The 12,782-nt window shown below is 48.7% G+C and carries 1 protein-coding gene (only partly in view); it reads right to left on the reverse strand.

Features of this window, described 5'->3' with window-relative positions; translation table 11 throughout:
• Positions 1–12,782: the 3' portion of an SDR family NAD(P)-dependent oxidoreductase gene (locus tag MKX30_RS04620; protein WP_341062487.1), read on the reverse strand. Its footprint extends 6,925 nt past the window's final position; 12,782 of the gene's 19,707 nt are visible here — the last part of the coding sequence; the start codon falls outside the window, past its right edge; it ends in the stop codon at positions 1–3.

Below are 12,782 nucleotides of genomic sequence, written 5' to 3' on the forward strand. Positions count from 1 at the left end.
CTACGAGTGTAATTGGTTGAATAACTGGTCGGCCTGTTCAAAATCTAACTCACCCTGCAGTACTTTCTGTAACAAGACTTGCATGGGCTGCTTAGGCTTCGGCTCTGTAGGATCCTGATTTGTATCTCCCGCCGACTTGTTCAATTCCTTTGCCAAAAATTTGGAGAATTCTTTAATGTTAGGATAGTCGTACACTCTGGTTGCCGGAATAGCTGTTCCAAAGCGTTTATTCACAGCCTGCACCCACTCTACACCTATAATGGAGTCCAGTCCCATATCAATAAATTGATCATCCCGGCCAATATCCATTTCATTCATACTCAAGGATTTCGCAAGACTTTCTACCAGTTCCTTCTCCAATGTTTCTATCCGTACAGCCGTTGGCGCATATGTCGACCGCTTTGCCTCATCCTTGGCAACAACGGGCGGCGGCGAAGAAGGCTTGGCCTCAGGTTGCGGCGGGGCAGGCTTGGATTCTGCCAGCACAGCTGACTTTTCTGGCTTATCTGCTACCATCTGGATGTTGGAAACGGAGCTTAGCAAAATGCCCTGCGGTTTTTCAGGTACTTTCGCCAAAGCCTGTCTCTGCACATTATCGTTGCTATGGTTAACTGCAGGAGGGCTGGAAACGAACTCTTGTACCGACACATCGACTACAGGAGTTTCCGCCTCGACGTCCCGGGATTCGCCCCCACGCGCGAAGATCCAATAGCTCTCCTTGGCAAATGGATAAGTTGGCAGACTAATCCGACGAGGGCTGGTATTCTCATAAAGTCTAGTCCAATCGAAGAGTAGCCCCTTCACCCAAAGCTCCGCCAGCTTTGTATACTTCCCCTTGCTTATCCAACTATCCACCATTTTTGCCATGTCTTCGTCTGCCTCAAGAACAGCTAGGATGTCTTTATTCTTCTTTGCCTGACCCAAATACAGCCCGTCAATATCCTCATTCCCCGCTAAAAAACTCTCCAGCTTTTCTGTAAGCTCACGGGTAGACTTAACTATGACTGCTAACCGTTCTTCCATGGCTTCCCGTCCCACCTGCAGAGTAAATGCTATATCCTCCAGGCTGGTTTGCGAGTATTCCGGCTCTTTGAGTTCAGCAAGCAGTCTTTGCACCTGTTCATCCAGTCGATCTTTATTCCTCGCCGACAGCACGATCATTGCCGGATTTTGCAGTGGAATGGTAACTTGTCTAGTCTCCTGCTCCTCAGGGATATATTCCTCAATGAGCACATGTGCGTTGGAGCCTCCGGCGCCAAAGGAGGAAATACCTGCGATTCTTGGGTATTCAACTGTCTTCCCATTCATTGTGACGACGGGTCTTTTCCACTCTCCCAGCTCCTGCTGAACTATAAAAGGACTATCGCTAAAATCGATATTCGGGTTTAGTGTTTTTGAATGCAATGAAGGCACGATTTGTCCGTATTTGAGCTGAAGGAGCACCTTTGTAACTCCGGCGATCCCTGCCGCGCTCTCACAATGCCCAATATTTGATTTTGCCGATCCGATTGCGCAAAATTGCTTATCCTCCGTATATTCCTGGAAAACTTTTTGCAATCCGGCGATTTCAATGGGGTCACCTAAGGATGTCCCGGTGCCATGCGCTTCGATGTAACTAATGGTTCTGGGGTTAATTCCTGCTTTCTTAAAGGCCCTTCCAATTACACTGGCCTGCGCATTGGGATTAGGAACTGAGAATCCGTTTGTCTTCCCTCCATGATTCACCGAGGTCCCCTTTACGACCCCATATATATGGTCGCCATCTGCAATAGCTTTGGACAGTGGTTTGAGCAGTACGGCTCCTACGCCTTCTCCTGGCACATATCCATCTCCGCCTTGTCCAAAGCTTTCGCACCGTCCTTTACTCGATACAAACCTGCCTTGCCCAAGCATCAGGTATTTGTTCGGATGAATGGATACATTGACGCCGCCAGCAATGGCAAGCTCACACTCGCCTTGTCGCAAGCTTTGGCAGGCCAGATGAATGGTCGTCAATGAAGAAGAACACATGGTGTCCACAGCCATGCTCGGACCGTGGAAGTTACAGAAATAAGATACCCGATTTGCGATGGAAGCCGGATTGCCAGGAACGGCAATCATTCTGCCCCTAGCTTGTTCCTGTGCCCCATAAAGCTGGTATTCTTCATACATGACCCCGACAAAAACACCCACATTCCTATCCTGCCCAAGGCCCCGCTCTAGTCCAAGCGCTTCCCGGGTATAGCCTGCATCCTCTATCGTTTCATAGACGCATTTCAGGAATAGACGCTCCTGAGGATCGATTATCTGTGCTTCTCTAGGAGAGATATTGAAAAACATGGGGTCAAACTGATCCACACCTTTGATAAAGCCTCCCCACTTGCTGTAAGCTTTTCCGGACTGGTTCCTGTCCTCGTCAAAGTGCATGCTGTGATCCCAGCGATCTTTGGGAATTTCCGTAATGCAATCCTTCCCATCGCGCAGATTGTTCCAGAATTCCCGTATGTTTTCTGCATCGGGATACATGCCCGACAAACCGATAATGGCAATTTCCTCTGATTCGCCTGCTCTTTTCGGTTGCGGTTGGAAACTTGCCTGAACTGGCATGAAACGCGATTGCTTCCGACTATCAGAAAGTGACCTTCCCGGGTCGTTTTCCATCGTAGAAGGCTTGAATTCTTTCGCAGGGTTGACCTCTGTCTCGATTCCAAGCAATTTAATCAGCTGCTTCTGGTGGACTTTAAGGAAATATTGGGTCAATTCCCGGATATTCTGGTATTCAAAAAATAAAGTTTTGGGCAGTGTTCCAAACGTTTTCTCCAACTCACGGGTTAGCTGTTTAATCATAATGGAATCAATGCCGTACTTCTCCATAGGGGCATCGGTTTCAATCTGCCTTGCCGGCAGCCTGATGGATGTAGCGAGCAATTGCTTTAAATAATTTGCCGCTTTTTCGGCAAGCAGGTCTTGTCCGATGACCGAACCCATCTCGCTTTCCCTTATCATAGAGGAGGCATCTCCAGCCTGATTCAGGGACGGTTGCTGCAGGAGCGTTTCTCTTAGCTGACTGGCATGCCCTTCCAACACCATGACTTGATTCTTTTCGGAAGCCAGGCTCTGATACAAAGCCCGAATTCCTGCACCAGTCTCCATTGCAAACATCCCCATCCCTTCCATGATCTTTTCTGTTTCCCCATCAATACGCATTCCGCCTTCTTTCCAGAGTGGCCAATTGACTGAAATCGTCCGCCCCTGGCGTTGTTCTCGCTCTACCAGCGTATTACGGTACTTGGCATAGGCGTCCATAAAGGCATTGGCAGCAGCATAGTCAGCCTGCCCTATATTCCCGAGGCTCCCTGCAACGGATGAAAAAAGGATGAAGAAGTCCAGCGGGATTTCCTTGCAAGCCTGATCCAGATTCACCAATCCCGTAACCTTTGGTGCCAAAACGTTTTGCAATTCCTCCCGTGTTTTTTTAATAATGAAATTATCGCTAACCATTCCTGCGCTGTGCACAATTCCGTCCAGCTTCCCAAACTCTTCCTGAATATCCCGAATCAAAACTTCAACGGCCCTTTTATCGGCGACATCGGCTTGTCGGAATACTACTCTTGCACCTAAAGCCTCTATCTCCTCAATCCTTGCTTTGGTGTCACCACGAAGCGGGGAGCGTCCGACAAGAATTAAAGCGGTATCCCTGGCCTGTCGTGTAATTTCTTCGGCAAAAATCAAACCGAGACTTCCGGTTCCGCCGGTAATTAAATATACTCCCCTGTCTTTCCACGGAATGCTGATCGCTTCCCCGGAGGCTTTAATTTCCGTCCATACGGCAACATGCCGTCTACCTGATTGATAGCGGATATGTGGTTCTATAGAACCGCGACTGTTTTCTTGCAGGATATTTATCAGACCTGCTGGATCCTGCTCCACATCCATTTCTATCAATTGGCCAACCAGTACTGGATTCTCCAGCCATGCTGTTTTTAAGAGTCCGGAAAGTCCCGAGAATACCTGTTGGTGATCCTGCACCGGAACGACAAGCTGAACCAATGTTTTGCCTTTGGATTCCGTTTTAAGAATATGTTGAATTGCCTCAAACACCTGTGTCGCATAAGTCCTAAACCGTGCATCAATGCTCTTCTCTTCGGATTGGAGAATGAGGCACTGCACCCCGTTCATTTGCGATTCAATAATTTCCCCGGAAATATATCCCGGTTCGCATAAAATTACCAGATGCTGTTGATAGTCAGGTGCTGTTCCTTCCAGAGCAATCGCTTGTTCTTCCCACACAGGCTCAAGCATCAAAGTCTCCGGTGCAGTCCATTCCTCTGGTGCCCCTGTCCCTCTTTCAGCAACTCGTGATAAAAATCCCTTCATCCTCACACAAACATTCCCCTGCTCGTCACACAAATCGATATCTAACTTTTGCAGCGGGCCATCCTGCCTGCTGTCTTCACTATTACGGATCCAGGCCCACATCTCTGATGTGCATCTGTTAAATACCTCTAACTCTTCCAATGCAAATGGTAAAGCTGGCTTAATGGAAGCTTTGCGATCACCTGCACTCATAATCAAGCCTATCGTCGCCTGAAGAGCGGAGTCCATCAAACTGGGGTGCATCACATAATGCTCCATCGTATGGTAAACGGAAGAAGGCAAGGACAACTTGGCAAGCGCTTGACCCACTCCGATATATATTTTCTCAATTCCCTGATGTCCCGGCCCATAGGAAATCTGCATCGCCGCAAACGCCTCATAGCACTGACGGGATGAAACGGAGCCCAGACTGCACTGCTCCAGCAAGGTTTTAATATCTATAGCAGGGACCTCTGCCACCGGAACAATTACTGCCCTGCCTTCACTATGCACCACCAGCTCGGTGTCCGTTGCTCCAGACTTGCTGTAAATTTCATAGGCGATCTCCCCGCCATCTTGCGGATAGAGCCCAATACTGACATCAACCGACTCCTCCCCAACCACAACTGGACGGATCCAATCCACATCTTTTAACCGGATGGACGTCCACTTATCTTCTGGAGATCCTGCAACCTGCTCTACTGCCGCCCGCGCCATTTCAAGGTAGGCCACTCCAGGCAAGAGCTTCTGCCCCCTTATCACATGGTCAGACAGGAAAAATTCCTTCCCCGTAAAAATGGAGCTGAACTGCAGTCCATAAATATCGGACGTATTACGCTGAAGTAAGGGATGAATGCCGACTGCTGTCTCCCGTTCCAACACAACACCGCTTGCTCCCGTCCGTTTATTGATATCGGTTATACAATATCGTTCTTTGGCAAAGGGATAGGTTGGCAGACTGATACGGTTTGGTTTAGCCTCTCCGTACAACAGGGCCCAGTCAATTGCGACTCCTTTTACCCAAAGGTCTGCGATTTTTCCATAGCTGCCTTCGCTAACCAAAACATCAATCGTCGTGCCTGCACCCTCTCCGTCTTCACGAGCTCTATTTTCTTCTTTATGGCGTTTGGCGTGTCCCACGTGTAAGCCGTGGATACCATCCCGGCCTTCCACAAATCCTTTCAATTTCTCTTCAAGCTCCCGGAGAGAGCCTACAACGAAAGCCAAACGTTCTTCCATTGCTTCGCGCCCCACCTGAAGGGTATACGCTATATCTACCAGACTGCTGTCTGTGAACGGATGCTCCCCGATTGCAGCTAGTAATAGCTGCGCCTGCTCTAGCAGTTGTCCTTCACTCTTGGCTGACAGCACCACAATAGCCGATTTTGGGGTGGTAAGGGTAATAGAATTCTGCGCCTGCTTTCCAGGAATGTATTCTTCGATTATCAAATGGGCATTGGCACCCCCGAATCCAAAGGAGCTAACACCCGCTCTTCGAGGAATATTTTTCCCTTGAGTATCCCGCTGTGGCTTCCACTCCCGCGCCTCCTGAACGATATAGAACGGACTACCTTCAACTTTTATATAGGGATTAATTGCCTCGCAATGAAGGCTTTTGACCAGCTTTTTATGCTTTAACTGAAGCAGTACTTTTATGACACCCGCGATTCCAGAAGCCAGTTCCAGATGTCCGATATTGGTCTTCACCGAGCCCAATCCGCAATGGGATTCTGTGATCCCGGGTCCCTCTGTATTCTCATAAAGCTCTTTGAAAGCTGCTTTCAGTCCGTTAATTTCAATCGGATCGCCCAGCTCGGTGCCTGTCCCGTGGGCCTCAATGTAAGAGACAGTCCTTGGATCGATTCCGGCCTTTGTATATGCATTTACCAACACATCCGCCTGAGCCCTCGGATTAGGAGCTGTCAGGGAATTGGCCCGGCCTCCGTGATTGACGGCAGTACCCCGAATTACACCATAAATATGGTCTCCGTCCTTCTCTGCATCCTTCAGCTTTTTCAGGAAAAGCATGCCGGCCCCTTCACCACGCACGTAGCCATTGGCCTTATCGGAGAAGGTTTTGCACCGACCGTCCTCACACAGCATTCCTGCTTTGTTGAAGCTGATATGGAGTTCAGGCGTGATAATCACATTGACACCGCCTGCAATCGCCATCTCGCAGCTTCCATCCTCTATGGCTCTAACGGCTCGGTGAATGGCCACCAGCGAACTGGAGCAAGCCGTTTCGATAGGCTCACTCGGACCATGAATATTAAGGAAATAGCTCATTCGATTGGGCCCAACAGACGGTGCCATACCGCTGGAGGAATACGCCTCGACACCCACATTTCCCTGATAGATCATACCGCTGTAGCCGCTGTTCGCGGTACCTACAAAGATTCCTGTGCGGGTTCCCGACAGACTCCCTGCCTGAATGCCTGCATCTTCAATCGCCTTCCAGATATAGGTCATCAACAGACGCTGCTGCGGGTCCATGAGTGCGGCTTCCCGTGGTGAAATTCCAAAGAATAACGGGTCAAACTCATAGATCCCCTCAATAAACCCGCCCCACTTGATGTTTGTTTTATTGGCCTCCTGCTCAGGGTCACCGTAATACGTCTTCCAATCCCAGCGATCTTCAGGGATTTCAGTGATACAGTCCCTGCCTTCCTCAAGATTTTTCCAAAACTCATCCACATCCCGAGCCATGGGAAATACACCGCTCATTCCCACGATGGCAATAGGTTCAGGAACAGCCTGAGTCTGTTGCGGCATGGACAACACATTCCCGCCTGCAAACCGGAAACGCTGCCGTCTAACGTGGGTACTGTCTTCCCTATCATCCTCCACGGCCTGGACAGCAGGCTCAATCCGGGCATGCACGGCAAACTGCTCGCCAAGCACGGCATCATATTCGTCCACCAAATACCTGGTGAAGTCATGAATCGTTGTGTATTCAAAAAATATGTCCGGCGTCAGCTCAAGTCGGTATAAGTGATTGATGTTGTTGGTAAATTGTGTGAGTAGGATGGAATCGAAGCCATACTCACTCAGTTCTACATGTTCATCAATATCTTCAAGTTTGACTTTCAGCAATTTTGACACGGCCTGTATCATAGCGGCCTGTACCTTGTCCAGCAGATCCGGTACGGCATTGCTTTTAGGGGAAGCTTCTGAAATTCCTGTCACCTTTTCAGGCTGCCTAATCTCTGGAGTCGTGATTAAACCCATGCTTTTCTTCATTTTTGCGAGATTGCCTTCCATCACCATAACCTGATCAACGCCCGCGATCATGCCACGATACAAGGCCTGAACGCCGGAAGAGGTTGACATGCCGCTCATGCCTGTACGCTGCCTTACCAGCTTCTCCGTTTCCTCATCAATACGCATCCCACCCTCTTTCCATAGCGGCCAATTGATGGATAGCGTTTGACCCTGGCGCTGCTTAGATGCTATCAGAGTGTTCCGGTATCCGGCATAAGCATCCATAAACGCATTAGCTGCAGAATAGTCTGCCTGTCCCTGATTACCTAATCCTCCGGCTACAGACGAAAATAGAACAAAGAAGTCAAGCGGCAGATTCTTGCTTGCCTGATCCAGATTCACTGTCCCTATTACTTTGGGTGCGAGAACCTCCAGCATTTCCTCGCTATTTTTTTGGAGTATGCGGTTGTCACGAATGACTCCTGCACTGTGAATGATGCCATTGATGTTTCCGAATTCCTCCTGAATTTCCTGGATTAAATCGGTCACCGCCTGCTCCTGAGTCACATCGACCTGTCTGTATATTATTCGCGCCCCTAATGCCTCCATTTTCTTTATCTCAGCCCGTTTGCCCTCATCCAGCGCGGAACGCCCCGTTAAAATCAAGACGGCTTTATGGACTTTATCCGTAATCTCTTTGGCAAAAATGAGTCCCAATCCACCGGCACCGCCAGTAATCAGGTACACTCCGCCATCCTTCCACGGGTTACCCGCCGCTTCCTGAGAGATGTGAACTTCGTTCCAGCAGGAAACCCACCGTGTGCCTTTCTCGTACCGAATCTGGATATCCTCGAGGCTACGGCTGTTTTCTTTTAAAATGTCTATGATTGCTCCCCAGTCCTCATCCTGTCCCAGTTCTATTAACTGACCTACCAGTTTTGAATGCTCAAGCCGGGCCGTTTTTAAAAGACCGGAAAGTCCCGAGAAAAGCTGCTGCTCCTCCTGTCCGCTTATGGCAATCTGGATCAGCACCTTGCCATTGGGTTTTTCCCTGAAAATGCTTTGAATCTCTTCAACCACCTGGACGGCGTAATGCTGGAACTGTTCCGCGATTCCGTTTCGGTCGGGTTGCAGTACAATGCATTGCACGCCGTCCATCCGAGCTTCAACTTGTTCACGGGAAATCTCGGACGGCTGGCAGAGTAACACGACATGGCGATCATATACGGGCATTTCAGCCCCTAGAGCAATCCCTTGCTCTTTCCATACGGGTTCAAGCATCAAGTTACTGGAATTTGACTGAACATCCGAGGAAATCAAGTCCCTATTCAGAATTCTTGATGAATATCCTTTTATCCTGACACAGATGGCTCCAGTTTCGTCGCTCAGGTCAATATCCAGCTTCTGTGCCTTTTCCTCAGCTAGACCGTCTGCATTGTAGCGAATCAGCGCCCACATGATGGAGCTGCAATTTTTTATAATTTCAACTTCTTGAATGGCGTAAGGCAAAGAAGGTTTGATCTCGCCAGACCCCAGCGTCAAGCCTACGGTTGCCTGCAAGGCCGAATCTATCATACTTGGATGCAGGACAAATTTGCTTTGGTTGTCAGAAACGGAAGCCGGCAAGCATAACTTAGCCAGCACTTGACCCTCTCCCGCATACACCATCTCAATCCCTTGATGTCCAGGGCCATAATCCATTCCCATATCCCTGAAAACTCCATACAATTGTGTGGAGTCGAAGTTCCGACTGCATACATTCTGCAAGTCTTTAATATTCAGTGTTGGGACCTCCACAGCCGATCTTCGTGTAGCACTGCCGTAGCTATATATCACAATCCCTGCATCAGCTTCTGCGCTCTCCCCATATATTTCATAGGAAATCTCTTGATGATCATCCAGGAAAAGTCCGATGTGTAGCTGTAGTGGCCCATCCTCTACGATAATAGGCCGTGCCCAAACCACGTTTTTAAGGCAAATTCCGGTTGGCCCGCCCTCATCATATCCTGTTGCCTGATCCACGGCCGCCCGGACCATTTCAAGGCAAGCAGCCCCAGATAGAACCTTGCGTCCATTCACCACATGATCCTTCAGGAAAAACTCCTGGCCTGTAAAAGTCGAACTGAACCGCTGCTCCGAGAAATCGGAGGTGTTTCGATGCAGTAAAGGATGGAGCGAAGCAGCAGTGACAGAAGTCATGCCTTTGCCTGCCTTGCTGTCAAGCTCAGGCGCCCAGCAGCGTTCTCTCGCAAAAGGATAGGTCGGCAGACTGATCCGGTAAGGTTTGATGTCCCCATACAGCTTGTTCCAGTCAATAGTTAGCCCCTTTACCCACAACTCCGCTATTTTTTTCAGTTTTCTCTTCTTGATCCAGGTTTCAAGCAACGATTTGGCATCTTCATCCGCCTCAAACATCACAATCCCGTCTTTGCTCTTTTTCACCTGCGCCGTTAGGACGCCAGCAAGCAGATCATGATTCGCAAATCCTTCGAGCGCTTTTAGCAATGCCTCTTTTGAATCTGCCACAAAAGCCAGCCGGTAATCCATCGGCTCGCGGCTCACTTGCAGCGTATACCCCATATCCGAGAGGTTAAGATTTTCCCGGGATGCAATAAAGCTCCTCATTCTTTCGGCATACGTTTTTAGTTGCTTTTCACCTTTAGCAGACAAAACGAAGAGAACGGGATTATGGATATCGGCGGCGGCTGGTGAAGTCGCAGATGTTCCAGTCCCGGGACGATATTCTTCAATAATAAGATGGGCATTCGTACCGCTAAATCCGAAAGAGCTCACAGCGGCGCGCCTTCTGTTCCCGCGGGAAGGTTCCCAGGCGTTCAATTCTGTATTTACATAAAAAGGAGAATTATCAAAATCAAAATGCTCATTCGGGTTCTTGAAATTCAGTGTCGGTACTAGTTTTCTATGCTTCATGCATAGCAACACCTTTTGCACGCTTGCTATGCCCGCTGCTGCAGAAGTATGCCCGATATTGCTTTTTACCGAACCTATGGCACAGTAGTTCTTCTGATCGGTTTTCTCTTTAAAGGCGGTTGATAAAGCTTCCAATTCAATAGGGTCACCCAGCTTGGTTCCTGTCCCATGCATTTCAACATAGCTAATGCTTTCAGGCTCAATCTGATATTTGTTGTATATTTCCCGCTCCAGCTCAATTTGGCTGTTTGTGCTTGGAGCGGTAATCCCGTTGGTTTTTCCATCTTGATTGATTCCGGACCCGATAATAACTCCGTATATATGATCCCGATCAGCCTCAGCATCCTTCAGCCGCTTCAGAACCAGCGCCCCTACTCCTTCCCCCGGAACAAAGCCGTTGGCGCTATTGTCAAACGTTTTACACCGGCCATCTGGCGACAACATTCCGGATGCAGACATGCCTACATACGATTCAGGAGTCAGATATAGCGACACCCCGCCAACCAACGCCATTTCTATCTCTCCGTTAGATAACGCCTGGCAGGCCAGATGGGTTGCCACCAGCGATGAGGAGCATGCCGTATCTACGGATATGGCCGGACCTTTCAGATTGAGGAAATAAGAGATGCGAGCCGCTGCAATAGCGTTACTGTTCCCAGTAGTATTGGTGAACTGCGCTTGATGCTTGTACCGCAGCATACTATATTCATTATTTAAAATTCCAAGGTAAACCCCGCATTTTTTATTTCCCAACTGTGAGCCACTATAGCCTGCATCCTCAATTGCCTTATATGCTTCCTGCATAAAAATGCGCTGCTGGGGATCCATCCCTTCCGCCTCGGTAGGAGAAATATTGAAAAATAACGGATCAAAATATTCCATATCCTCTAAAACACCCAGCCACTTGCAATTGATTTTCCCCTCTTGCGCTGGACGAGGATCATAATATTGGCTTACATCCCAACGGTCCTTCGGGATCTCAGTAATGGAATTTTTGCCTAGAGCGAGATTATCCCAATATTGCTGCACATCTTCCGCACCAGGATATCTTCCCGAAATCCCGACAATTGCAATTACGTCTTTATTTTCCAAAGGCATAGGCGATGAATCCTCTGCTACCTTTACCAGGTGGAATGGCTCGGAATCCTCCTTAGGCGATAGCCTTGGGGAACATTGCAGCGTGTCAGGTCCCTTCGAATGGACTTTCGCAATAGGCTTGTCCGTGTCCGGGACTGTGCTCAAGGACTGTTGATTGGAGCTTCCTCCACGCTTATTGATTTCTTGTGCCAAATATGCAGCGAATTGGTGAATGGTCGGATAGTCGTAGACCTTGGTCGCTGCTATAGATGTACCATATCGTTTATTAATATTTTGAACCCACTCTACGCCTATAATGGAATCTAGTCCGGTATCTATAAAGTTTTTATCCGCCTCAATCTCGCTCCGTTCCATATACAAAGCCTCAGCCAGGCTTACCGTCAGCTCTTCCTGTAACAGCTCTGCAGAGGCGCTGCACTCAGCCATGCTGGCCTGCGCCTGCTTTTCAAACGAAATCGGCATCAAATTCACCTGAATGGAAGCCTCTGCCGATTTCTCCGGCTCTAATGCAACGGATGACAGTGAATACTCTGCTGGAGAATGATCCGAAATAGACTGGGCAGAGAATGGCGCAATTGATTTGCTCAACAATTCCTTCTCAACAAATTTGCTAAAATCCCGGATGGTTGGATAATCGTAGACTTTTGTCGCTGTTATGGCTGTATTGTAATGCTTATTAATGCTACGAACCCACTCTACGCCTATAATGGAATCCAATCCAAGATCAACAAAGTTTCTAACCGAATCGATATCGCTCCGATCTATATATAAAGCCTGCGCCAGGCTTGTTGTCAGCTCCTCCTGCAATATTTCCGCCGATATTGCAGAAGGAATAGACGACAGCGCTTCCGTCTTCTTCTCATCCTCTAATGTGTGCGATGTCTCCTCCAGTGAAGTTAACATGATCGTTGTCCCCTCCTGGTTGGCAGACTTGCTTAGGTGCGGCTGATGGTCCAACAAATTCGGTAAGGATATGCCGCTTGGTTTTTCAGAACTATTCAAAAAACCGGGTTGTATTAGGGCTGTTGGCTGCATCGCATGAGTCTGGACGGGAATTGCCTTTTCCTGAGCTTCCGTAACAGCTCTTTCTACAGAAGAGACTCTTTCTACAGATGGACTCATAATATCCGTGATCCAGTACCGCTCCCTCGCAAAAGGATAGGCCGGCAGGCTAATTCGTCGCGGCTTGGCGTCCCCATAAAGCATGTTCCAATCCA

It is taken from the genome of Paenibacillus sp. FSL P2-0173, assembly GCF_038008045.1.
Lineage (GTDB): Bacteria > Bacillota > Bacilli > Paenibacillales > Paenibacillaceae > Paenibacillus > Paenibacillus polymyxa_B.